The following is a 24177-nucleotide window of genomic DNA, read 5'->3' on the forward strand; positions in this document are numbered from 1 at the left end:
CGTGGCGTGAGTGTCATCATTCCTGGCGGTTACAGTCATTGCTGTAAAGGCCAGGCATGGTGACAATCAACTCTTGTTTTTGTTGATGGATTTTGTATGTCGCAGCACGTGTTTTTTGCCCACGCCAATGGCTTCCCTTCGGCCACTTACGGCAAGTTGTTTGCCGCCCTGGCCCCGGAATATGCAGTGGCTCACCTGCCGCAGCACGGCCACGACCCCAGGTTTCCGGTGGACGACAACTGGCAGAACCTGGTGGATGAGTTGATCCACCACCTGGAGCTGCAGCCGGAGCCGGTGTGGGGCGTGGGCCACTCCCTGGGCGGCGTGTTGCATTTGCACGCGGCCATGCGCTGCCCACAGCTGTATCGCGGTGTGGTGATGCTGGATTCGCCGGTGCTGACCCGCGCCGACCGCTGGGTAATCCGCGCCGCCAAGCGCTTTGGTTTTATCGACCGCCTGACCCCTGCCGGGCGCACCTTGGGCCGGCGTGAAGAGTTCACCGATCTCGACGCCGCGCGCAGTTACTTCGCCGGCAAGACCCTGTTTCGCGGCTTCGACCCGGAATGCTTTGACGCCTACCTGCAACATGGCCTGCAACAAGTGGGCGATCGCCTGCGCCTGCGCTTTGACCCCGCCACCGAAATCAGCATCTACCGCGGCGTGCCCCACACCAGTCCCGGCCAGGTTCGCCAATTGAAGGTGCCGCTGGCGGTGGTGCGCGGCCGCCAGAGCCGGGTGGTGATGCGGCACCATGCCAGCGGCGTCGACCGCCTGCCCATGGGCGAAATGCTCACCATGCCCGGTGGCCATATGTTCCCCCTTGAACGCCCTCAGGACACTGCGACCTTGATCAAGAACCTGTTCTCCCGTTGGCAAGCCCGCGAGCGCAGTTGCGCATGAGTGCGCCGGTCGAGGAAGTGCGCCTGAGCCTGCCGCACATCGAGTTGGCAGCGCACCTGTTTGGTCCCGAAGACGGCTTGCCGGTGATTGCCCTGCACGGCTGGCTGGACAACGCCAACAGCTTTGCGCGGCTGGCGCCGAAGCTGCAGGGCTTGCGCATCGTCGCGCTGGACATGGCCGGCCATGGGCACTCGGCGCATCGTCCTGCCGGGGCGGGTTATGCCTTGTGGGATTATGTCTTTGACGTGCTGCAAGTCGCCGAACAACTGGGCTGGAAACGTTTTGCATTACTTGGCCACTCCCTCGGCGCTATCGTGTCGTTGGTGTTGGCGGGCGCTTTGCCGGAGCGTGTGACGCACCTGGGTTTGATCGACGGTGTAATCCCGCCGACCGCCGCTGGCGAGAACGCGGCGGAGCGGCTGGGCATGGCGCTACAGGCGCAATTGAGCCTGCAGAACAAGCGCAAGCCGGTTTACAGCACCCTTGATCGGGCGGTTGAAGCACGGATGAAAGGCGTTGTGGCAGTCAGCCGTGAAGCCGCCGAACTGCTGGCCCAGCGCGGTTTGATGCCGGTGCCGGGCGGTTATACCTGGCGTACTGACAGCCGTCTGACCCTGGCCTCGCCGATGCGCCTGACCGATGAACAGGCGATGGCTTTCGTGCGGCGTGTGGCGTGTCCTACGCAGTTGGTGGTCGCCGCTGATGGCATGCTGGCGAAACATCCCGAATTGCTTTCTCAGCTACCCTTTACGGTGAACACGCTGCCGGGAGGCCATCATTTACACCTTAATGATGAGCCTGGCGCGATCCTTGTTGCAGACTGTTTCAATCGGTTCTTCTCCACGCCTTGACTTGGCGGGGTCAACTGCCGAGGCTGGGCGGATTGAAAGGGAGTCAACCATGAACGATGTGAACACCGCTCTTAAAACAGCAGCAACCTCCGATGGCCAGGGCTTATTGATCCGATGAGCCTGCGTAAAGGATGTATCCGTGCCTTCGGGCTGTGCTGTTTCAGCCCCTTGGTGTTCGCCGCCGACGTGCCGGGTAGCCAGGATTTACCGGCCGTGTCCCGCCAGGTCGATGCGCAAATCGTCGATTACCGCCCCGCAGAAGAAAAGGAACGCATCTACCCCATGGGTGCGATCCGCAAGATCAGCGGCCAGCTGCGCTATGAAGGCCAGGCCACGGCGCGCGGTCAAGCCACTGCCATCACCTATGAACTGCCCGCCGAGCACACGTCCAGCGCCGCGTTTACCGAGACGCGCGAAGCGTTGCAGGCCAAGGGCGCGCAGCTGTTGTTCTGGTGCCAGGCCCGCGATTGCGGCGAAAGCAGCCTGTGGGCCAATGAAGTATTCGGCAACGCCAAGCTGGTCGGCGCCGATGGCCAGCAGGAATACCTGCTGTTGCGCCTGGCCGCACCGCAGGACAACTCCCTGGTGGCGTTGTACGGCATCACCCGCGGCAACCGTCGCGCTTATCTGCATGTGGAGCAACTCGATGCCAGCGCGCCGCTGGGGGACTTGCTGCCCACCTCCGCGACCTTGCTGCGTGAGTTGAAAAGTACGGGCGAGCTGGATTTTCCGGCGCTGGGCGCCGAGCCTGATGCCACCTGGTTGACCCTGATTTCGCGCGGCTTGAACCTTGACGCCACCTTGCGCGTCAGTTTGACCGGGCCGACGGCCGAAGCCTGGCGCCAAGGCTTGATCGACAGCGGCGTACGCGCCGCCCGCATGGAAACCGGCACCGGTGACGCTAAGGGTTTGCACCTGCATCTGATACGCTGACCGTTATCAGGCGAGCGGACCCGCGCCGCTCGCCTAAGCTCTCTTCCTACAGCCTTTTTCTCGAGATACCCGATGCTCAATAACGATCGCCTACTGGTGCAAATCCTGCTGCTGGTGTTGTTTGGTGCCAGCTTCTGGGTGATGGCGCCATTCTGGTCGGCGCTGTTCTGGGGCGCGGTGCTGGCGTTCGCCAGCTGGCCGCTGATGCGTTTGCTGACTCGCTGGCTGGGCGGCCGGGAATCTCTGGCGGCAGGCATCCTGACCTTATGCTGGATGTTGCTGGTGGCGGTGCCGCTGGTTTGGCTGGGGTTCAACCTGGCAGACCATGTGCGTGACGCCGTGGGCCTGATCAAGGATATCCAGGTCGATGGCTTGCCTGCCGCGCCCACCTGGCTGGGCTCGATCCCCTTTGTCGGCGAGCGTTTAGTGGCGACGTGGGACAGCATCGACCAGCAGGGCGCGGCGCTGATGGTCAGCATCAAGCCGTACCTGGGGCAGGTCGGCAACTGGCTGCTGGCGCGCAGTGCGCAGATTGGTGGCGGCATCCTCGAACTGACCCTGAGCCTGGTGTTCGTGTTCTTTTTCTATCGCGACGGGCCACGCCTGGCGCTGTTCGTGCATCGCTTGCTGGAGCGTTTGATTGGCGAGCGCGCCGGTTACTATATCGAACTGGTGGCCGGTACCGTGCAGCGCGTGGTCAACGGCGTGATCGGTACGGCGGCCGCCCAGGCCCTGCTGGCGCTGATCGGTTTCCTGATCGCCGGCGTGCCGGGCGCGCTGGTGCTGGGCATCGTCACCTTCCTGCTCAGCCTGATCCCCATGGGGCCACCGCTGGTGTGGATACCGGCCACGGCCTGGCTGGCCTGGAAGGGCGATTACACTTACGCAGTTTTCCTCGGTGTATGGGGCACGTTCATCATCAGCGGCGTGGACAACGTACTCAAGCCGTACCTGATCAGCCGAGGCGGCAACTTGCCGCTGGTGATCGTGCTGTTGGGCGTGTTCGGCGGGTTGATCGCCTTTGGCTTTATTGGCCTGTTTATCGGCCCGACGTTGCTGGCGGTGGCCTACAGCCTGTTGACCGATTGGAGTGCGACCCAGGCCCAAGTTCGCCGCGAAGACAAACCACTGTAAAGACGGGGTGAGGGCTAATGTGGCGCTCTTAAGCGCGGGGCAGCCACATCACCGCCGTCAAGCCGCCGCCTGGGGTTTCCTCCAGGCTCAGGCGGCCGCCGAGGCGTTCCACCGCTTCCTTGGAAATCGTCATGCCGAGGCCGACGCCACCGGAGTTGCGGTTGCGTGAGCCTTCCAGACGAAAGAACGGCTCGAACACCGCCTCACGTTTATCCGCTGCAATCCCGGGCCCGTGGTCGATGACACGGATGACCAGGGCTTCGCGGCTGTCGGTCAGTTCTATGCGCGCCGTACCGGCATAGCGCAGGGCGTTATCGATGAGGTTATTGAGGCATGAACGCAGGGCCATCGGCTGCACCTGCAAAGGCACGCAGGTGCCGGAAAATTGCACGTCAGCGCCTTGGTCCTGGGCGTTTTCACTCAGAGACTCCACCAACGCCTGTACGTCGAGCCAATGCCGGGTTTCGCTGGTGCGTTGTTCGTGCAGGTAGCTCAGGGTGGAATCGAGCATGCCGATCATGTCGTCCAGGTCCTGGCGCATCTGGCCTTGCAGCTTGGTGTCTTCGATCTGCTCCAGGCGCAGCTTAAGGCGTGACAGCGGGGTGCGCAGGTCATGGGAGACGGCGCCGAGCATGCGCGCGCGCTGGCTGACCTGTTCGCGGATGCGCTTTTGCATCAGGTTGAAGGTCGACGCCGCCTGGCGTGCCTCACGCGGCCCGGACTCGTTGAGCGGCGGGCTGTCGAGGTCGAGGCTTAAGCGCTCGGCGGCGGCGCTCAGGCGCTGGATCGGCCGGCTCAACAGTTTGGCGCCGTACCAGGCGGCGATGATCAGCGAGATAAACTGAAACGTCAGCGGCACCACGGGGCCACCAAACCACGGGCGATGATGCCGGGGCAGCGGCGTCATGGTGCCGTCCGGCTGCTCGACAAAGGTTTCCTGAGGCGGTGGCGGCGGCGGGCCATAGTGGTGAAACCAAAAGAACGCCAGCACATGGGCCAGCACAATGGCCACCAGCAGTACGCCGAACAGCCTTCCGAACAGCGTATTGAAGGTGGCGCGCATCAGCCGATGTCTCGAGCGTCGAACAGGTAGCCTTCGCCACGTACGGTCTTGATCAATTGCGGTGCTTTGGGGTCATCCCCCAGCTTTTGGCGCAGGCGCGAGACCAGCAGGTCGATGCTGCGGTCAAACGCTTCGATGGAACGACCACGGGCGGCATCCAGCAACTGTTCGCGGCTCAGCACGCGACGTGGACGTTCGATAAACACCCACAACAGCCGAAACTCGGCGTTGGACAGCGGCACTACCAGCCCGTCGTCGGCCACCAGTTGGCGCAATACGCTGTTGAGGCGCCAGTTGTCGAACCGGATGTTGGCCCGTTGTTCGGTGCGGTCATCGCGCACTCGGCGCAGGATGGTCTGGATGCGTGCTACCAGTTCACGGGGTTCGAACGGTTTGGACATGTAGTCATCGGCGCCCAGTTCCAGGCCGATAATGCGATCGGTGGGCTCGCAACGGGCGGTGAGCATCAGGATCGGGATGTCCGACTCAGTGCGCAGCCAGCGACACAGCGACAGGCCGTCTTCGCCCGGCAGCATCAGGTCGAGCACCACCACATCAAAGGTTTCGGCTTGCATGGCCAGGCGCATGGCGGCGCCGTCGGTCACGCCGACGGCGAAAATATTGAAGCGCGCCAGGTAATCGATCAGCAGCTCACGAATCGGTACATCGTCGTCGACGATCAGCGCACGGGTATTCCAGCGCTTGTCTTCGGCGAGCACCGCGCCTTTTTGCTCTTCATTTACAGAGACGGTAGGGGTATGCATAGTGCGATCATCTGCCTGGGTTGTTGCTGTCAGCATAGGCGCCCAGCTCCACGGCTGTAAGTGCTGGACGGGCGGTCATGTGCGCGAGGCTAGAGGCGGCGCGTGTTGGGGGCATGTCGTGAATGTATCAGTTCTGACACAATTGACCTGAATGGCGGCTGTAGCGTGGTTGAACAGTATTTACCGATCATCGGATCCCGCAACGGCGCTGCTTGCGCTACAATCCGCGCCGATTTCGACTTGCCTGAGAGCCCATTCCAATGTCCGTCTGCCAGACTCCTATCATCGTCGCCCTGGATTACCCCACTCGTGACGCCGCACTGAAGCTGGCTGACCAGTTGGACCCGAAGCTTTGCCGGGTCAAAGTCGGCAAGGAACTGTTCACCAGTTGCGCCGCGGAAATCGTCGGTACGTTGCGTGACAAAGGCTTCGAAGTATTCCTCGACCTGAAATTCCATGACATCCCCAACACCACGGCCATGGCGGTCAAGGCCGCTGCCGAAATGGGCGTGTGGATGGTCAATGTGCACTGCTCCGGCGGCCTGCGCATGATGACCGCCTGCCGCGAAGTGCTGGAGCAGCGCAGCGGCCCCAAACCGCTGTTGATTGGTGTCACCGTGCTGACCAGCATGGAGCGCGAAGACCTGGCCGGTATCGGCCTGGATATCGAGCCTCAGGAGCAAGTATTGCGCCTGGCGGCCCTGGCGCAGAAGGCCGGCCTTGATGGTCTGGTGTGCTCGGCACTGGAAGCCAAGGCTTTGAAGACGGCTCACCCGTCGCTGCAACTGGTGACCCCGGGGATTCGTCCGGCGGGCAGTGCGCAGGACGACCAGCGTCGTATTCTGACGCCGCGCCAGGCACTGGATGCAGGTTCTGACTACCTGGTGATCGGTCGCCCGATCAGCCAGGCGGCGGACCCGGCGAAGGCGCTGGCGGCAGTGGTTGCCGAAATCGCCTGACCGGTTTGCGGTCAACTGTGGGAGCCGGGCTTGCCCGCGATGCAGGCAACTCGGTCCTACAGTGATATTGAGTTGAGGCTATCGCAGGCAAGCCAGCTCCCACATTGACCTGCCCACACCCGGTTTCGTGGTCTGTCAGCTGACCTTCAACACCAACTTCCCAAAGTTCTCGCCGTTGAACAGCTTCATCAACGTCTCCGGGAACGTCTCCAGCCCCTCGACAATGTCTTCCTTGCTCTTGAGCTTGCCCTGCGCCATCCAGCCGGCCATTTCCTGGCCGGCCGCAGCAAAGTTCGCCGCATGGTCCATCACCACAAAGCCTTCCATGCGCGCGCGATTGACCAGCAACGACAAATAGTTGGCCGGGCCTTTCACAGCTTCTTTATTGTTGTACTGGCTGATCGCACCGCAGATCACCACGCGCGCCTTCAATGCCAGACGGCTGAGCACAGCGTCGAGAATATCGCCGCCGACGTTATCGAAATACACGTCCACGCCTTTGGGGCATTCGCGCTTGAGGGCGGCGGGTACGTCTTCGTTTTTGTAGTCGATGGCTGCGTCGAAGCCCAGTTCATCCACCAGGAACTTGCACTTGTCGGCTCCCCCGGCGATGCCCACCACGCGGCAGCCTTTGATCTTGGCAATCTGCCCGGCAATGCTGCCGACCGCACCGGCGGCGCCGGAAATCACCACGGTTTCGCCGGCCTTGGGGGCGCCGGTATCGAGCAGGGCGAAGTAGGCGGTCATGCCTGTCATGCCGAGGGCTGACAGGTAACGGGGCAGTGGGGCGAGTTTAGGGTCGACCTTGTAGAAACCCCGTGGCTCGCCAAGGAAATAATCCTGTACGCCCAGCGCGCCATTTACATAATCGCCGACCGAAAATTTCGGATTGTTCGAAGCAATCACCTTGCCTACGCCCAACGCCCGCATTACTTCACCAATGCCTACCGGCGGAATGTACGACTTGCCCTCATTCATCCAGCCACGCATGGCCGGGTCCAGCGACAGGTATTCGTTGTGCACCAGCACTTGCCCGTCTCCAGGCGTGCCGACTGGCACTTCCTGGTAGGTGAAGGTTTCCCGCGTGGCCGCCCCGACCGGGCGTTTGGCGAGCAGGAACTGGCGGTTGGTCTGGGCAGTCATGGCAAGAGCTCTTCAAGAAGTGGACCTTGAGTGATAGACCCTGAACGGTCTGGGGGCAAGGTTATTAGAGGGGGGCGAATGCCTGCCGATAGACTTGGATGATAGTGAGTCGTGCGGTCTTATCACTGCGATTCATGCAGCACCCACCGGCCTTCTGATAGTGCTGACGCGCCCGCCGCGCCGTTGGCTAGACTCGTCTCACGGCTATTTCTTCCATAGGACATCCCCCATGAGCATGACGTTTTCCGGCCAGGTCGCCCTGGTGACCGGCGCCGCCGCCGGTATTGGCCGCGCTACCGCGCTGGCGTTCGCCGCAGAAGGCTTGAAGGTTGTGGTCGCCGACCTGGACGTGGCGGGCGGCGAGGGCACGGTTGCGTTGATCCAACAGTCGGGTGGCGAGGCGCTGTTCGTGCGCTGCAACGTCACCCTGGACGCGGATGTGCAGCAATTGATGGCGCAGACCGTCGCCGCTTATGGGCGCCTTGACTATGCCTTCAACAACGCCGGGATCGAGATCGAGAAGGGCAAGTTGGCCGACGGCACACTGGACGAGTTCGATGCAATCATGGGCGTCAACGTCAAGGGCGTGTGGTTGTGCATGAAGTATCAGTTACCGCTGTTGCTGGCCCAGGGCGGCGGGGCGATCGTCAACACTGCGTCGGTGGCGGGGTTGGGTGCTGCACCGAAGATGAGCATCTATGCCGCGTCCAAGCATGCCGTGATCGGTCTGACCAAGTCGGCAGCCATTGAGTACGCGAAGAAAAAAATTCGTGTGAACGCAGTCTGCCCTGCGGTGATCGACACTGACATGTTCCGTCGTGCCTATGAAGCTGACCCGCGCAAGGCGGAATTTGCCGCCGCCATGCACCCGGTCGGGCGTATTGGCAAAGTTGAGGAAATCGCCAGCGCTGTGCTGTACCTGTGCAGTGATGGGGCCGCATTTACCACTGGCCAAGCGTTGGCAGTGGATGGCGGCGCGACGGCTATCTAGGACTCAAGGTCGCGCACTCTTCGAAAAGGCCAGGGACGCTGTGGGGCGTTTCCATGGCTGGCACAAGGCCTCGTCAGAATGTGTATCAGTAGGTAAATAAGTCAATAAAATCAATACTTTAATAAAGGTTGGCGGCCGGCATGAGCGGGCTTCTGTGCTTAACTGTTTGGGGTTGAATAACAGACAGTTGAAGTGAGTGGCTCATGGATTTAGGGATCGATCGACAAGCCCTTGTACCGGTGGTGCAGCAAATCGTCAGCGCGGTGGCGCAATGGATACGCAAAAGCGGCGCGAGCCCCGGCACGCGCTTGCCGTCCATCCGGCAAGTGGCCCTCGATAACCTGCTTAGCCAGTCCAGCGTGATCGAGGCATTCGAGCGAATGGTGGCCCAGGGGTTATTGGCCTCAAGGCAGGGCTCGGGATTTGTGGTGGCCCAGCCGCCTGTTTCCCTTGAAAGCCACTGGTACGAGGGGGCGGAACTGGCGTGGGGCGCCTTCGTCGAAGGCCCGTTGGGCGAATTGAAACTGGGATGCGGCTGGTTGCCGGACGCGTGGCGTGAAAGCGACGACCTCTGCTACGCGGTACGCGAAATCAGCCGTACCGACACCGCCGGCCTCTTCAACTACAGCACGCCACTGGGGCTGCCGGCGTTGCGTGAGCAACTGCTCAAGCGGCTGACCCAGATAAAAGTCGCCACTCGCCTCGATTGCATCCTTACGACCCACGGCGCCGGCCACGCCCAGGACCTGTTGATACGCACACTGCTCAAGGCCGGCGACACGGTAGTGGTCGAGACGCCGGGCTATGCCAACCTCTATCGGCAGTTGGAGCGCCACGGCGTCACGTTGCTGGAAGTCCCTCGCACCGTGGGCGGCCCGGATATCCCGGTGCTCGAGACGCTGCTGCAAAGCCATCGCCCCCGGTGCCTGTTCATCAATTGCCTGTACCACAACCCCACCGGTACCAGCCTGTGCCGTGCGATAGCCGAGCGTTTGCTGCAACTGGCGCGTAGCGAAGACTTCCTGATCATTGAAGAGGACGTCTATGGCGACTTGCAGCACGCCAGTTGCACGCGGCTGTCGGCGTTGCCCCACGATGACCGGGTGATCTATGTCTCGAGCTTTTCCAAGACCCTCAGCAGTGCGTTGCGCGTGGGTTACGTCAGTGCCGGCGCGGCGATCATTGCGCAAATGGCCAGCCTCAAGACGCTGACCGGCATCGGCACCTCGCGTTTTGCCGAAGCGGTCGTCGCCACGTTGCTGGCCAATGGCACTTACCGCAAGTGGGTGCAGCGCCTGCGCAAGCGCTTGAACACGCAAATGGCCGCGACCCTGCAGGTGCTGGAGGATGAGGAGTGGGAAGTGTTTGTTGTGCCTGCCGGCGGTATGTTTGTGTGGGCGCGGCCTGGCGTGGGCGATCCTTCACGGTTGCAGGCCTGTGCCCGGCGACTCGGCGTCTTGTTGTCGCCCGGTGCGCTGTTTAATCCAAAAGGTGAAGCAAGTGACTGGCTGCGCATCAATGTGGCCTATGCTGATGATCAGCGCGCGCTGGCGTTGTTCCGCGCCATGGGGCCTGCAAGATCGACCTCGACCATTCTGAAAACGACGAGCATGTAGCTTTTTGCCATTATTGTGGCGCCAACGTCTTGTGCCGGTAGCTCGTCGTTGCGAATCTCCCAGCATGGAAACCAGGCTTGATGGCATCTGCCATTGCAAGAGGATTCAAGTGCAATGATTTCGGCCGTGCAACGACGTTTTGCCAACCTCGGTATGGCGAAAAAACTAGGCTTGGGCTTCACCCTGGTGCTGCTGCTGACCGCGCTGGTAGCGGCCATTGGCGTATGGTCCCTGCAAACTGTGGGGCAGCGGTTTGAAGGCCTCAAGGCGATGTCTTCGCTCAACAGTGGCTTGCTCAAGGTGCGCTTGATCGAGCAGGACTATGCGTTGCACGTTGACCCCAAAGCTGTCGATGCCCTGCATGAAAGCGTCGATGCGCTGGCGGCCCTGGCGGCCACGTTAAAAGCCCAGTCCGCCGCCAATGTACCGGTGATGAGCGATGTTGAGCAGGCGTTGGCCGCCTATCGCAAGGCGTTCGATGAGTTTGTCGAGTTGACCCAGACCAAGGACCTGGCCCTGGAGATGGCCAGTTGGTCGGTGTCCAGTGTGGCCAATAACCTCGACGTATTGCAGGCCGGTTTGGCCGATGATGGGGCCTATGGCCTCAAGGAAAGCCAGGGTAAGGACGGCGCCGAGTTTATCGCGCAGGCGGGGCAGGTCAGCCAGGTGTCGCGGTTGATGCTGCAAGCCATGAATGAAGCGCGGGTGCGCCTGGATCAGAGCCGCAAGGCGGATGCCGACAATGCCGAGCAAGGCAGGATCAAGCAGGCCGACCAGGCGCTGGCTCAGGTCGAACAGTTGAAAACGTCGGTCAAGGATGCGGGTTACCAGACCGTGCTCAACGAAGTGTCCGGGCATATTGCCGCGTTCAGCGAAAAACTCGGCGAATACACCGGGTTGCTGGCTCAGGAAAAAGTCGTCTACAAGCAGTTGCATGACCGCGCCGATCAAGTGGTCAGCCGGGTCAACCAGGCGTACGCCGCCGAAGATCAGTCGATGCAGGCGCAGTTGAAAAAAAGCGCGTTGCTGATCATCGGTTCCTCAGCCCTGGCACTGTTGGTGGGGTTGATTGCGGCGTGGGTGATCACCCGGTTGATCGTCGCGCCCCTGCGCAGTGTGATCACCGTGGCCCAGCAGATTGCCGCCGGGGACCTGAGTGGGCGGATGGAAGTCAGCCGTCGTGATGAGATCGGCCAGTTGATGCAGGCGATGCAGCAGATGGGCAATGGCCTGAGCCAGATGGTCAGCGGCTTGCAGGCGGGGATTGAGCAATTGGCCAGCTCGGCGCATTCCCTGTCCAGCGTCACCGAGCAAACCAATGTTGAAGTCAGCAGCCAGAAGGAAGAGACCGAGCAAGTCGCCACGGCGATGAACCAGATGACGGCCACGGTGCATGATGTGGCGCGCAACGCCGAAGAGGCCGCGCAAGCCGCGCAGACCGCCGATGACAAGGTCGAAAGCGGTCAGCATGTGGTGCGCCAGAGCCTGCAGCGCATTGAATTGCTTGCAACGTCGAGCACCAGTGCCAGCGCCAGTATCGAGAGCCTGAGTGCGGAAATCCAGAACATCGGCACCGTGTTGAGCGTGATCAAAAGCGTGGCCGAGCAGACCAATCTGCTTGCTCTAAACGCTGCGATCGAAGCCGCCCGTGCAGGCGAGCAAGGCCGAGGCTTTGCGGTGGTTGCTGATGAGGTGAGGGCGCTGGCCAAGCGCACTCAGCAGTCGACCGAGGAGATCGAGCGGCTGGTCAGCACCTTGCGCAGTGCGGCGCAGTCATCGGTACAGCAGATTCAGCAGAGTGGCGAATTGGTGAAGCTGGCCGTCAGTGATGCCCTGGAGACCGAGAGTGCGTTGGGCAGCATCGCCGCCGCAGTGTCATTGATCCAACAGATGAACCAGCAGATTGCGGCGGCGGCCGAAGAACAAAGCTCGGTGGCTGAGGAGATCAATCGCAGCGTCACCAGCATTCGCGCGAGCGCCGATCAATCGGCGTTGAGCATGCAAGGTAACGCCGCGTCGAGCATTCAACTGGCGCAATTGGGGGCTGAGCTTAAGGGCATGGTGGGGCACTTCCGCCTTTGATCGTGCCGTGTTGGCCGCGATCAAAGGGCGCAGTAGCGATCAGGCGTTGTTGGCGAGGAAGGTCAGCAGCGCTTCGCTGACGAAGTCCGGATTTTCCCGGGCAGAGATATGCCCGGCCTCTGGAATCAGGATCAGGCTGCAGCCGATCAGCTCGGCCATTTCCTGGGATTCGGCGGGTGGACGAGGCTTGTCCTGTTCGCCGCACATCACCAGGGTAGTCTCTGCGTCCAGCTGTGGCAGTTGATCCAATACGTCGGCGCGGCTGAAGATCAGGCGCCCCAGGGGCACGATGCTCTGCAGCAGCCGCTCCTTGGTAAGCGCTTTCAGGGCCTTGCGGAAATCCTGATACAGCGCCGACTCACGATCGATCCCCGGTCTGAAGAAGATCGGGGCGACCACATCCAGCAACGGCTCCGGGATGGCGCCAGCGTCTTCGATCATCTTGAACAGCGAGAAATAGTACTGACGCGTGGTCTCGGGCTCGGCGCCCAGGTAGGTGTCCATCAATATCAGGCTGTTGATGCGCTCAGGTGCCCGTAATGCCAGGCGTGCGCCCCACATGCCACCGACCGACAGGCCCACCAGGTTGACCTGTGCAATGTCCAGTTGGTCCAGCAGGGCCAGGGCCTGGCGCGCCAGGTCATCCAGGGAGTGGGTCTGGGCCGGTAGCGGGCCTGACTCACCGTGGCCCCACAGCTCGGGGACGATGACGCGGTATTGTTGCGACAAGGCTTCAATCTGCGGTGCCCACATGTCGCGGTCCCACAGGTAGCTCGAGCCAAGGAGGACGACCGGGCCGGTGCCCTGGTCGACATAGTGCAGCGGTTGTCCATCAATCACGGCAACAGGCATAGCAGGCCTCTAACTTCACGGAGTGAGGGGCACTTTTTTACGCTAGTCGGGGCCGTGCGGATAGATGCAAAGTGATGGCATGTGGCGAGTAGCTCGCCACATGCGAGGCAGGGCGATCAGTCGTAGATGGCTTTCTTTTTCCACTCTGCGTCGGCATCGACTACTTTCAGGCCTTCGGTCAACTCGTTGACTTCATCCTCGGCGGGCGCGCTGTTGGTCAGCACCGTAGAGTTGGCGCGGGCCAGTTGATTCTCCAGCAATTGCAACTGCGCGCTATAGAGTACCGGCTCCGGCTGTTTGCGCAGGTACTGTACGCCACGCTCGAACGCCAGGCGTGCCTGGCCAGGCTGGCCTTGTTGCAGGGCGTGCTGGCCGAGGTTGTTGAAGAACTCGATGTGCAGCAGCACGAGAATATGGCGAATTTCCTTGATCCAGTGCTTGGCCTCGTTGGTCGGCAGGAATCCGTCCTGGGCGGCACGGGTGACTTGACCGTGGAGGGCTTCCAACAGGAAACGCACATCCTTGGCCTTGGCTTCGGTCTGGATCGGCGCCGGCGGGTTGGCCACCGGAATCGATTCGCCCTGGCCGATCAGCGCATTCAACTCAGCGATACGGGCCTTGAGCGGCGCGCTGGACTTGTTGAGGTTCAACAGACGCTGGTTGACGTTGAGCTCCAGGCGGGTCAGCAACAGCTTGAGCTTCGGAGTCATCAACTGGCCGGGGAAGGTCTCGGTAATTTCACCGCAACGACGCAGCCGATCGTTGAGTTCGATCTCGGTGCGTTTCTTTTCCAGTTTGTTGTTTTCCACCATGTGGTTCATGTAGCCAATGGCGATCAGTATTACGATCCCGGCTACTACCAGCAGGGTGATCATGAGTGGTGTCACCGGTGTGACCTCTTTATAGGGTTTGTTGTGGAGTGTAGTGACTGGGCCATCCGGCGGATAGGATTGTTCGACCAGTTGCCCAGGTAGTTTCTTCTATATAGGTAAAGGCGCGCTGGATAGATGCACATTGCCATCATTTGCTGAGGCGAACTATAGCGCCTTGTCGGGCGCCAGAATATAGGCGTCAAAGCCCGGACGGGCAGATTGCCCGCAAAGGCCTGGAAAGCAGGGCGAAGTCATTGATTTAAATAAATTTATCCTTGGGGGTTGACGACCTTTCAATCCATCCATAGAATGCGCGCCACTTACAGCGTAAAGCACACAGCGAAATGCGGTAGGGAGTGAATGTTGTACGTGTGTCCCCTTCGTCTAGTGGCCTAGGACACCGCCCTTTCACGGCGGTAACAGGGGTTCGAGTCCCCTAGGGGACGCCATATGCGGGAATAGCTCAGTTGGTAGAGCACGACCTTGCCAAGGTCGGGGTCGCGAGTTCGAGTCTCGTTTCCCGCTCCAATTTACAAGCAGTGTGGCTTTCGGGCGGCACTGAGTGAAACCAGGACCAAGTCTTCGGATGAGGCCTCTGGGCACTGAAATACACACCATGTGTTTCAGTAGCGTGTCCCCTTCGTCTAGTGGCCTAGGACACCGCCCTTTCACGGCGGTAACAGGGGTTCGAGTCCCCTAGGGGACGCCATTTGCGGGAATAGCTCAGTTGGTAGAGCACGACCTTGCCAAGGTCGGGGTCGCGAGTTCGAGTCTCGTTTCCCGCTCCATATTTAACGAAAACGCCGATCAGTGATGATCGGCGTTTTTGTGTGTGTTGATTTTTATCCACGGAAACACATCGTGTGTAGGGCGTGTAGTGAAGCGCGTAGGAATAATCTGTATTTGATATCGGGTGGGTGTGTACCTGTTCCGTTGTCTCTACTCTGGCCAGCCCGTTCTGCGTGTTCACTTCAGAGAGCTGCCCGGATGTTCCAACTCGATTTCTATTCAACCTTGGTCGCCGCCTCGCTGGTGCTGTTACTGGGGCGCTGGCTGGTGGCCCGAATCGGCTTTTTACGTGCCTACAGTATTCCGGAGCCGGTCGCCGGTGGCCTGTTGATTGCCGCGTTGCTTGTGTTGTTGCGCGCACTGACGGGGGTCGAGGTTCGATTCGATGCGTCATTGCAAGCGCCATTAATGTTGGCGTTTTTTGCCACCATTGGCCTGAATGCGGACTTTGCCAGCCTGAAAAAAGGCGGACGGGTGTTGGGTCTCTTCCTGTTGGTCGTGACTGCCCTGCTGGTTGTGCAGAACGCCATGGGCATCGCCCTGGCCACGGCGCTCGGGCTCGACCCGCTCATGGGCTTGCTTGCCGGCTCTGTCACGTTGTCGGGTGGGCACGGCACCGGAGCCGCATGGGCGGGAGTGTTCAGTGAGAAGTATGGCGTGGCGTCCGCGTCTGAGTTGGCGATCGCGTCGGCGACGTTTGGCTTGGTACTGGGTGGCTTGATTGGTGGCCCGGTCGCGCGCTTGCTGATCAAGCGTGTACGCGTGCCGGGTGTTGAGCATTCTCAACCGCGCCTGCCGCAAGGCTTTGAGCAGCCCGATCAGGAGCGCTTGATTACCCCATTCTCCTTTATTGAGACGCTTGCGCTCCTGGCGATCAGTCTGCAGGTCGGTACGTTTTTGAGTGGTTTGATTCAAGGTACGGCATTCGAGCTGCCGACTTTTGTGTGTGTGCTGTTCGTTGCAGTGGTAGTGCGCAACGGCTTGTCGGCGCTGGGCTGGCACCAAGTGTTTGAGCGTGAAGTGTCGGTGCTGGGTAATGTCAGCCTGTCGTTGTTCCTGGCGATGGCCTTGATGTCGCTCAAACTCTGGGACCTGGCGGCGCTGGCGCTGCCGATTTTCATCCTGTTGGCGGCACAGGCGTTGATGATGGCCCTGTTTGCGATTTTTGTGACGTTCCGGGTCATGGGCAGTCACTACGACGCAGCGGTGCTGGCGGCAGGGCACTGCGGCTTCGGTTTGGGCGCCACGCCCACTGCGATTGCCAATATGCAGGCGGTGACGCAACGCTTCGGCCCGTCGCCAATCGCCTTTCTGGTCGTGCCGATGGTGGGTGCGTTCTTTATCGATATCACCAATGCGGTGGTGATCAAGCTGTACCTGGCGCTGCCGTTGTTCGATGTGGTGGGATGAGTCCGCGACCTCTCGCTTCACCCAGAAGTTGGGTGAGGATTAAGAACCGCTCCTGCTCGACGGTGACCCGCGCCCGCTGGCATTGCAGTGCTTGAACCCCACAGGAAAACCCGTGAACGAGCCGATGCAGTAGGCCCTGCACTGTACTGAATGCCTTTTGGGTCGTTTACAGGGCCGCAATAACAACAACGCCGATCAGTGATGATCGGCGTTGTTGTGATGACGGCGACAGCCGGTGCTTTGCCAATCAGAGCTTCGGCAATTGCCCGACACGTCCCATCATTTCAGTGACAATCTGCAGGTCCAGCAGGAACTGGTCGACCGTCTTGAATTCACCGTCCGTATGCCCGGTGTATTTGACCTCCGGCCGCGCCAGGCCGAATTGCACGCCATTGGGCAGTTCATGCACGGAGGTGGCGCCGGCCGAAGTGCCGAACTTGTGTTCCATGCCCAGGTTTTCGCTGGCCACGGCCAACAAGGCCTTCACCCATTCACCTTCAGGGTTGCGGTACATCGGCTCGGCGACTGAGTAGGTGAAGTTCACGGCCACGTTGGTTTGCTTGTCCCAGGCGCTGAGTTTGTCGGCAATTTCGGCCTTGAGCACGGCCGGGGATTTGCCCTTTGGTACGCGCAGGTTCACCGCCAGCTTGAAGGCTTTGTCATCCAGACCGACAAAGGTCAGCGAGGTGGTCAGCGGCCCCATGAACGCATCGGAGAAGCCGACGCCCAGTTTGCCACCCAGGTAATCCAGGCCCCAGTTGTCAGCGGCGTAACGTGCGGCATCAGTGATGTGGTTGTGCTTGAGGGCGATCTTGCCGTCGATGCTGTGGATCAGCTCCAACATGCGTGCAACCGGGTTGACGCCCGATTGCGGTTCGGACGAGTGAGCGGACACGCCGGTGACCGTCAGTTTGACCTGCTTGCCATCGACCTTGGCGTTGACCTCAAAGTCGCCGCCATTACGCTTGGCGTATTCCGCGCCAGCTTTTTGCAGGCTGGCGGCAAGTTCTGCGGGCGTGTCGCTGACCAGGGTGGCCACCGACACCGACGGAATCTGATTGGTGGCCATGCCGCCGGTCATCGCGATGATTTCCGCGCCTTTGCCTTCACCCTTGCGCACCGGGAACGTCGCCATGACGGTGCCGTAGCCTTTCTCGGCAATCACCACCGGGTAGCCGCCGTCCAGCGCCAGGTTGTATTTGGGCGTTGGGTTATGTTCGAAGTAGTAAGGAATCGCGTCGCCGGACGTTTCCTCGGTGGTGTCCACCAGCAGCTTGAAGTTGCGCGCCAGCGGCAGCTTCTCTTCCTTGATGACCTTCATTGCATACATGGCCACTACGATGCCGTTTTTGTCATCTTCAGTGCCGCGACCATACATGCGATCGCCGATCAGCGTGACCTTGAATGGGTCGAGTTTGGTGCCGTCCTTGAGCACCCAGTTTTCCGGCGTCACCGGTACCACGTCAGCGTGGGCGTGAATGCCGACCACTTCATCGCCGCTGCCTTCCAGGGAGATTTCGTACACGCGGTTGTCGATGTTCCGGAAGTTCAGGTTGAAGGCCTTGGCCAGGCTCTGAATCTTGTCGGCGATCTTGAGGAACTCCGGGTTCTTGTACTGCGGCAGGCCGTCGACGTTGAAGGTCGGGATTTCCACCAGCTCGCGCAGGGTTTCGAGGGCTGCTTTGCCGTATTTCACTCGCGTGTAAATACCCAGCAGGCGATTGATTTCATTTTGCTGGTCGGCGGTCAGGGTTTTATTGGCCAGGAAGGCATTGATGGCCGGCCCGACGTCATCGGTTTTCGCCAGGTCGCCCTTGGCCAGGGTGCCGAGGAAACCACGAAAATCGGTGACCGATGTTTCGTTGAAACTCTTCAGAATTGTCGCGCTCTGTTCGGCGGTGATGTTGGCAAATGCCGGTGTGGCGACGGCCGAGAGGCTGGCGGCGAACAGGGTGGCGGCAACCAGTTTTTTAAGGGGAAAGTGCATTGCTGGAGGCATTCCTTTGCAGGTAGTAAGTAAGGAGTTTCTGATCAATAAGTCAGAAACATTTCCACACACTACCATCACCAAGGTCGGGAGAGGGAGACCTTGGTGTGGGAAATGTCGTACTTAAATGCCGGGACTGTAGAGATCCAAATGTGGGCGCGGGCGTGCTCGCGAAGGCGGTGTGTCAGTCGAAGCCGGCGGTGACGGGTGCATCGCTATCGCAGGCAAGCCCGCTCCCACAGTGGTGTGGCGGGTGTTGACGCACGTTTCACATCAAGGCTTGCCAGGATGAGGGTCCGGATACTGTGCCGCTACATCCAATGGCTTGGCATAGGGCCCGTCCCACAACTGTTCATGGAGCTCTCCTACACGCTTGGCCATCGCCGTGTCGTGCATCACCACTTCCAGGTTGCGCGAGTTATCCAGGTACCCGCCCAGCCAGTTGCTGGTGCCGACCCATGCAACTTGCCCGTCGATTTCCATCGTCTTGCTGTGGATCACCCGCGCATAAGGGATAAACCCTTGCTCGGCCTCGGGCAGGGTGACGATTTTGATCTCTACATTGGGCAGCACGGCCAGGCTTTTGAGGTAGGGCAGTTCCAGCTTGTCGGTGTTCCAGTTGGACACCATCAGCTTGACCGCCACCCCTCGCGCTGCCGCAGCACGTACGGCGTTGTCGATCACCGCGTAATACGGACGGGTCCTGTCCGGTCCGTAGGACAGCGGCGCGTAGTCGAGCAGTTGCACACGCACTTCTTTCTTGGCTTCGCTCAGCAGGCGCGGCAGTTCCAGCTGTGAATCGCCCACGCCCGGCGGGTTGTAGCGTTGCGGGCTGGCCACCAGATAGTTGCCGGTGCGCGCAGGTGCCTGGCTTGCGGCAGGCAGTGGCACCGGTTGTTTATCTGCCAGGGCGGCCTGGGCTTGCCAGTCCTGATTGAAGATCGCCTGAACCTGGCTAACCACGGTGGCATCGCTGATGCGCAGCCCGGTCTCGTGGATATGTTCCAGCGAGCGCCAATCGAAGTTCTGGCTGCCGACAAACGCCTGCTTGCCGTCCACCACCATGTATTTGGCGTGGATGATCCCACCGCTCAGTTGCCCGTACGACAGCACGCGGAAGGTCAGGTTGGGGATCGCCCGCAAGCGTTCCAGGGTGGACGCTTCCGACAGCCGAATGCCTTTTTCTTCGAGCAAAAAGCGAATTTTCACCCCGCGTTTGCCGGCAGCTTCCAGGTGTTCGATGACCTTGTCCATCACCGAGCCGGGATGGTCGGCCGCGTAGAACTGGCCGATATCAAGGGTGCTTTTCGCACCGTCAAACAACTCGATCCACACCGGGCCAGGCTGGCGCAAATCGGCGGTGCCCAATGCGGTGTCCACCGGCACGGTGTGCACCAGTTCAAACCCGGGAATCGAAAAGTCCGCTTGGGCAAGCGGACTGAGGAGTAGGCCGGTGAGGCCTGCGATACGCAACTTCAGCGATAGGGACATAGGAGTCTCGGCAGGCAAAAAGAAGGGCGGGCGCCTGCTGCGCACGCCCTGCAGGTCATGCGGTGCGGGTGTGCAACGGGGTCGGCACCAGGTGCGGCACTTCGCCCTGTACACGGGCCCCGGTGGCGGCGCGGATCAGCAGGATTTTCAGCTGGTCGTTGATGCGCTCCAGGCTGTCCTGGAAGAAGTTGTGGAACACCACGCAGAACAGTGCGATGGCGATACCCAAGCCCGTGGCGAACAAGGCCGTGCCGATACCACCGGAAATCTGGCCTGGGTCGGACACGCCGGCACTGGCCAGTGCCTTGAAGGTGTCGATGATGCCAAGGATGGTGCCCAACAGGCCCAGCAACGGCGCGGCGGTGGTGATGGTTTCGATGATCCACAGGCTGCGCGACAGCGGTGCGCGGGTCTTCAGGTACTGGGTTTCGATTTCGTCGTCCAGGTCTTTGCGCGAACCATGGGACGCCTTCTGCGCCAGGATCGGCAGCACCATGTTCAGCGGCAGGCTGTCACGACGGGTCAGCGCTTGTGGCAGGTCGCGTTCGCTGTGCACGCTGGCGCCCAGCGCTTCGGTCAAGGCCCGCGCCTGGCGGCGTACGTAGGCGAAGTAGATGCCACGTTCGATGGTGATGAAAATCGCAATCGCCATCGCGGCATACATCACATAAAAGGTGATTTGGTGAAGCAGGTCCATGTCCATGAGTGTTGTCCTCTCAGGTGAATAATCAGAAATTCGCTTCCAGGGAAACCGTGACGGTACGGTCCAGGCCCACGATGTAAGCCGGGTCGCCATCGCGGAAACCGCTGTAGGTCGCCGAGTTGGTCTTGGTGGTGTACACGCCGTCTAGGTACTTCTTGTCGAACAGGTTGTCGACGTTCAGGCGCAGGGTTGCGTCCTTGACCACTTTCTTGTCGACCGGCAGGTAGATACCGGCGCCGAGGTTGAAAATGGTGCGCGCGGAAATGGCTTCGTCGTTGGTCAGGTCGCCGTAGAGCTTGCTGGTGAACTTGCCGCCGAACGTGCCGTAGAAGCGCCCGTCGTCATAGCCGAGGTTGGCCGCCAGCATGTTGGTCGGCACGTTGGCGAACTGCTTGCCGCTGGTGGGCAGCACGATGGGCTTGCCGGCGTTGAAGACGGTCAGGTCATCCTGCTGCTTGGAGCTGGTGTAGGTGTAGGACGTGTAGTAGTTGAAGTGGTTGGGCAGCTTGCCGCTCCACTCCAGTTCCAGGCCTTTGTTGATGACGGTGCCGGCGTTGATGTCGGCCGAATCACCGTTGCTGTCCAGGGAGGTGAGCTGGCGATTCTTGAACTGCATATAGAACAGGGTGGCGGCGAGGGTGGTGTCTTCGCCGGTGTAGCGCCAGCCCAGTTCCTGGTTCCAGCTCAGTTCCGGCTTGGCGTCAAGGGAGCCGACGCCTTTGTCGTACAGCACGTAGTTCTGCGGAATACGCATGTTGCGCGACAGGCTGTAGAACAACTGGTCACGCTCGTCGAGCTGGTATTTGAGGCCGGCGTTGGGCAGCAACTTGTTGTAGGTCTGGTTGGCTTTGCCCGGTTGTTCGGTGAGGCTGCCGTGGTTGGTGCCTTCACGCTCGACGTTCATGTAGGCAATGCCAGCGATCAGCGTCCAGTCCGAGTTGATGTACCAGGTGTCCTGGGTCCAGACTTTTTGCGCAGGCGTCACGGTGTAGCGGTCGCGACCTTGTACGGTGTTGCCGTTCGCATCGACCACGGAACTGCCGTCCGGCCAGGTGTCGCTTGGCTTGCCGCTGTTCTTGAGGGCAATGAACGGTTGGGTCTGGCTTTGGCGGGCGCGTTCGTACCAGTAGCCGAATTGCAGGCTGTGGTCGCCCAGGTCCCAGTTCAGTTTGGTGGTGATGCCGGGGCGCCAGGTCTGAGTGCGCGAAGGACGGTAGTAGACGCCCGTGGTGGCGGAGCCGTCGGCGTTGTATTGGGCCGCCGTCGGCAGGTTGCCGAGGTCGAAAACGCCACCCTTGTTCGAGCTGCTGTTCAGCGCATAGGCGGAGGAGCCTACGCCGCTGCCGTTGCCGTAGTAGTAATACGGGATCACCGAGAGGGACAGGTTGTCGCGCAACTTGTATTGGGTGTTGAGGACGGCGGTAAAGGTCTGGAACGGGTTCTGCGCCAGGTCGTAGTAGCTGCTGACTTTGCCGTTGGAGCCCACCGCCGGCGTCGCCGGGTACGGGTCGTATTTGCGGCCGTATTGCTGGAACTGCGCCTTGGTCAACTGGCTGTAACTGTTGTTGTCTTGCTCGTGGTATTTGAGGATCAGGTTGGCCGTGTTGCCGTTGCCGGCGTCGAAGAAGCTGTTCCACTCCACCTTGTCAGCCCGTACGGCACCCGAGCCGCGCCACATCTGGCCTTCGGTATGGGAGGCCGACAGCCAGTTGCTCAGGCCGTTGACTTCACCGGTGTTGAGTCGGGCAAACGTCTTGCGGGTGGCGTTGCTGCCCACCACCTGTTTGACGAAGGCTCCGGTTTCCTTGGTCGGACGAATCGTCACGATACCGATGTTGCCGCCGCTGGAGCCGATGTGCGGGCCGTCGGCTTCCGATGAGCCCTGGGTGACAAAAATCTGGTCGATGTTTTCCGGGTCGCCCAGCAGGTTGGAATACAGCGCGTAGTTGCCGGAGTCGTTGATCGGCATGCCATCGACCGACATACCCACCTGGTCGGAGTTCATCCCGCGCATGGTGAAGCGAAAGCCCGAAAGGCCGGTGTTGTCCTCGCTGGAGATGTTCAGCCCTGGCGTGTACTTGAGCTTGTCGATGGCGTTGCCGGTGGCAGTCTGTTTGTCCAACGCTTCCTTGGTGATGGTCGAGCGGCCCTTGGCGCTCTCTTCCTGGACCATGTAACCGCCCCCCGCGGTTGCCTTGCCCTGTACTCCAATCGTGCCGACGTCACTGTCGCTGGTATCTGCCATGACCACTCCGTGGGTCATGCTCGTAGCGGCAACGAGTGCCAGATGAATGCGGGTGAACCTCATCACTGTCGTCCTGGTGTCGGGTGCTTATTGCACGCTGTAGTTGAAGGTGGCGGTGAAGCGTTGCTCGTTACGTCCACCGAAGGCTTGTTCGGGGAACGGTTTGACCTGCTTGATGCGGCGCAGGCTATTGGTAGCGGCCCGATTGAGCAGCATGCTGGGCGCCGGGGTCTGAATCCCGGCGTCCAGGACGCGGCCTTGTCGATCCACCATCAACCAGACCACCACCTCGCCACTGGGGCGTTCGAGGGACGCCTGGCGCCCGGTGGGGTATTGCTTGTAAGTGTCCAGTTCGTTGCGCAGCCCCTTGAGGTAGCCGCCTTCCAGCGCCTGGCCATCCACTTTGGGCGGCGCCGGCGGGGCGGGCGGGGCAGGCGTCGGTGCGACGGCAGCCTGTACCGGCTTCGCCGCAACCGCAGGTGCCTGCGTCGGCGTCGGCGTGGGTGTTGGCTTGGCAGCAACGATGGGCTTGGGCTTGGGGATCGGCTTGGGCTTGGGTTCAGGTTTTGGCAATGGCTTGGGCGGTGGCGGCGGCGGGGCCGGTTCGGCCTCTTCATCCTCGATGACCGGCGGTGGCGGCTCTTGCTCCACCACGGGTTCGGGAACCACTTCGGGCTCCGGCTCGACCAAGGCCAGTTCAACCGCCGACTCGTCGTACTGCGGCTGGATTTTCAGGGGTTGGGACTGGATACCCAGTGCAATCAGCACCAGGGCGATCAGGGCCGGGACACTGCCCAGCAGCCGACGCGTACGAAACAGTACATACATGATCAGGACTTACGCGTGGCGATGGACACGGAGGTAAAGCCACCCAGGCGCAGGGTGTCCATGACTTCCACCAGGCGCGAAACCTCCACACCTTTGTCGCTGTTGACGATGATTGTCGATTTGGTATCAGGCTTTTCTGCCGCCTTCAGTGCCGGCACCAGAGCGTCGACCGCGAGGTCCTTGCCGTCGAGCTGCAACTGGCCTTCCAGACCCAGGGTCAGGATGAATTTGTTCTGCGGCTTGAGTTGTTGTGAGCTGCTCGCGCTGGGCAATTGAGTCTTCATGCCGAGTGCCGGAATCACGTTCAAGCTCACCAGTACGAAAAACACCAGGAGGAACATCATCACGTCGATCATTGGGATCAACTCAATGTGCGCCTTGCGTTTCTTGGGCTCATCCCAGGTTCTCATTCTGTTACCCCGTAATTGAATTAGGGGCGACACGCTAACAGTCAAAAATGACCGAATGGTTAACATTAATTTACGTTTTAAAGGCTCTAGGACGCGTCTTACAGGCGTTTAACCTTGCAGTTTTATGACGTAATGAAATTGACACGAAGGGCGT

20 protein-coding genes, 4 tRNA genes and 1 pseudogene are annotated in these 24177 nt (G+C 60.6%); 14 read left to right on the top strand and 11 right to left on the bottom strand.

Features of this window, described 5'->3' with window-relative positions; all coding sequences use genetic code 11:
* The first annotated feature begins 96 nt into the window (after positions 1-96).
* The 4 genes from A7J50_RS09880 (at position 97) to A7J50_RS09895 (ending at position 3818) form a co-directional block, all read left to right on the top strand.
* Positions 97-900: an alpha/beta fold hydrolase gene (locus A7J50_RS09880; protein ID WP_064451627.1), complete on the top strand. Its 804-nt coding sequence runs from the start codon at positions 97-99 to the stop codon at positions 898-900.
* Complete coding sequence (locus A7J50_RS09885) at positions 897-1751, top strand: alpha/beta hydrolase (protein ID WP_064451628.1); 855 nt, start codon at positions 897-899, stop codon at positions 1749-1751. The genes A7J50_RS09880 and A7J50_RS09885 overlap by 4 nt, the downstream gene beginning before the upstream one ends.
* Positions 1752-1865: 114 nt before the next feature.
* The gene (locus A7J50_RS09890; RefSeq protein WP_064451629.1) at positions 1866-2684 is read left to right on the top strand and encodes a DUF4892 domain-containing protein; all 819 of its coding nucleotides are present in this window, start codon (positions 1866-1868) and stop codon (positions 2682-2684) included.
* Positions 2685-2756: 72 nt separating this feature from the next.
* Positions 2757-3818: an AI-2E family transporter gene (locus A7J50_RS09895; protein ID WP_064451630.1), complete on the top strand. Its 1062-nt coding sequence runs from the start codon at positions 2757-2759 to the stop codon at positions 3816-3818.
* A 28-nt stretch (positions 3819-3846) separates the two neighbouring features.
* On the opposite strand, the gene A7J50_RS09900 is transcribed toward A7J50_RS09895, so the two are convergent.
* Positions 3847-4881: a sensor histidine kinase gene (locus A7J50_RS09900; RefSeq protein WP_064451631.1), complete on the bottom strand. Its 1035-nt coding sequence runs from the start codon at positions 4879-4881 to the stop codon at positions 3847-3849.
* The gene (locus A7J50_RS09905) at positions 4881-5645 is read right to left on the bottom strand and encodes a response regulator (RefSeq protein ID WP_064451632.1); all 765 of its coding nucleotides are present in this window, start codon (positions 5643-5645) and stop codon (positions 4881-4883) included. Before A7J50_RS09905 ends, A7J50_RS09900 begins: the two co-directional genes overlap by 1 nt.
* 260 nt (positions 5646-5905) lie before the next feature.
* Here A7J50_RS09905 and pyrF point away from each other — a divergent pair, with 260 nt between their 5' ends.
* On the top strand, positions 5906-6604 hold the full coding sequence (gene pyrF, locus A7J50_RS09910; RefSeq protein ID WP_064451633.1) for an orotidine-5'-phosphate decarboxylase: 699 nt from the start codon (positions 5906-5908) through the stop codon (positions 6602-6604).
* Between the two features lie 135 nt (positions 6605-6739).
* Here pyrF and A7J50_RS09915 read toward each other — a convergent pair whose 3' ends face one another.
* Positions 6740-7747, bottom strand: a complete 1008-nt coding sequence (locus A7J50_RS09915; RefSeq protein ID WP_064451634.1) for an NADP-dependent oxidoreductase — start codon at positions 7745-7747, stop codon at positions 6740-6742.
* A gap of 229 nt (positions 7748-7976) precedes the next feature.
* On the opposite strand from A7J50_RS09915, the gene A7J50_RS09920 reads away from it, so the two are divergent.
* From A7J50_RS09920 to A7J50_RS32235, 4 genes and pseudogenes are all read left to right on the top strand, one after another.
* Positions 7977-8738: an SDR family oxidoreductase gene (locus A7J50_RS09920; protein ID WP_064451635.1), complete on the top strand. Its 762-nt coding sequence runs from the start codon at positions 7977-7979 to the stop codon at positions 8736-8738.
* Between the two features lie 203 nt (positions 8739-8941).
* Positions 8942-10354, top strand: a complete 1413-nt coding sequence (locus tag A7J50_RS09925) for a PLP-dependent aminotransferase family protein (protein WP_064451636.1) — start codon at positions 8942-8944, stop codon at positions 10352-10354.
* A gap of 996 nt (positions 10355-11350) precedes the next feature.
* Positions 11351-11578, top strand: a pseudogene (locus A7J50_RS32230) (HAMP domain-containing protein); the annotation flags it as partial.
* Positions 11579-11593: 15 nt separating this feature from the next.
* A complete protein-coding gene (locus A7J50_RS32235) occupies positions 11594-12436 on the top strand; it encodes a methyl-accepting chemotaxis protein (RefSeq protein WP_410524797.1) in 843 nt (280 codons plus the stop codon).
* Positions 12437-12475: 39 nt separating this feature from the next.
* On the opposite strand, the gene A7J50_RS09935 is transcribed toward A7J50_RS32235, so the two are convergent.
* Together A7J50_RS09935 and A7J50_RS09940 are read right to left on the bottom strand one after the other, a co-directional pair.
* Positions 12476-13288, bottom strand: coding sequence for an alpha/beta fold hydrolase (locus A7J50_RS09935; protein ID WP_064451638.1), 813 nt, complete (start codon positions 13286-13288; stop codon positions 12476-12478).
* A 116-nt stretch (positions 13289-13404) separates the two neighbouring features.
* Positions 13405-14175: a hypothetical protein gene (locus A7J50_RS09940; RefSeq protein ID WP_064451639.1), complete on the bottom strand. Its 771-nt coding sequence runs from the start codon at positions 14173-14175 to the stop codon at positions 13405-13407.
* Positions 14176-14533: 358 nt separating this feature from the next.
* On the opposite strand from A7J50_RS09940, the gene A7J50_RS09945 reads away from it, so the two are divergent.
* The 5 genes from A7J50_RS09945 (at position 14534) to gltS (ending at position 16359) form a co-directional block, all read left to right on the top strand.
* A tRNA-Glu gene (locus tag A7J50_RS09945) sits at positions 14534-14609 on the top strand.
* A 3-nt stretch (positions 14610-14612) separates the two neighbouring features.
* Positions 14613-14688, top strand: a tRNA-Gly gene (locus A7J50_RS09950).
* Positions 14689-14793: 105 nt separating this feature from the next.
* A tRNA-Glu gene (locus A7J50_RS09955) sits at positions 14794-14869 on the top strand.
* A gap of 3 nt (positions 14870-14872) precedes the next feature.
* Positions 14873-14948, top strand: a tRNA-Gly gene (locus tag A7J50_RS09960).
* A gap of 199 nt (positions 14949-15147) precedes the next feature.
* Positions 15148-16359, top strand: coding sequence for a sodium/glutamate symporter (gltS, locus tag A7J50_RS09965; protein ID WP_064451640.1), 1212 nt, complete (start codon positions 15148-15150; stop codon positions 16357-16359).
* Between the two features lie 247 nt (positions 16360-16606).
* Here the strand turns inward: gltS and A7J50_RS09970 are convergent, their stop codons facing one another.
* The 6 genes from A7J50_RS09970 to A7J50_RS09995 all read right to left on the bottom strand — a co-directional run bounded on the left by A7J50_RS09970 (position 16607) and on the right by A7J50_RS09995 (position 24023).
* On the bottom strand, positions 16607-18346 hold the full coding sequence (locus tag A7J50_RS09970) for a dipeptidase (RefSeq protein ID WP_064451641.1): 1740 nt from the start codon (positions 18344-18346) through the stop codon (positions 16607-16609).
* Between the two features lie 273 nt (positions 18347-18619).
* The gene (locus A7J50_RS09975) at positions 18620-19837 is read right to left on the bottom strand and encodes a phospholipase D-like domain-containing protein (protein WP_064451642.1); all 1218 of its coding nucleotides are present in this window, start codon (positions 19835-19837) and stop codon (positions 18620-18622) included.
* A 55-nt stretch (positions 19838-19892) separates the two neighbouring features.
* Positions 19893-20540: a MotA/TolQ/ExbB proton channel family protein gene (locus A7J50_RS09980; protein ID WP_064451643.1), complete on the bottom strand. Its 648-nt coding sequence runs from the start codon at positions 20538-20540 to the stop codon at positions 19893-19895.
* A 25-nt stretch (positions 20541-20565) separates the two neighbouring features.
* A complete protein-coding gene (locus A7J50_RS09985) occupies positions 20566-22848 on the bottom strand; it encodes a TonB-dependent receptor (protein ID WP_064451644.1) in 2283 nt (760 codons plus the stop codon).
* A gap of 24 nt (positions 22849-22872) precedes the next feature.
* The gene (locus A7J50_RS09990; RefSeq protein WP_064451645.1) at positions 22873-23613 is read right to left on the bottom strand and encodes an energy transducer TonB family protein; all 741 of its coding nucleotides are present in this window, start codon (positions 23611-23613) and stop codon (positions 22873-22875) included.
* A 2-nt stretch (positions 23614-23615) separates the two neighbouring features.
* Positions 23616-24023, bottom strand: coding sequence for an ExbD/TolR family protein (locus A7J50_RS09995; RefSeq protein WP_064451646.1), 408 nt, complete (start codon positions 24021-24023; stop codon positions 23616-23618).
* Between the last annotated feature and the right edge of the window lie 154 nt (positions 24024-24177).

Origin of the sequence: Pseudomonas antarctica, assembly GCF_001647715.1 — a bacterium.
Taxonomy (GTDB): Bacteria; Pseudomonadota; Gammaproteobacteria; order Pseudomonadales; family Pseudomonadaceae; genus Aquipseudomonas; species Aquipseudomonas antarctica_A.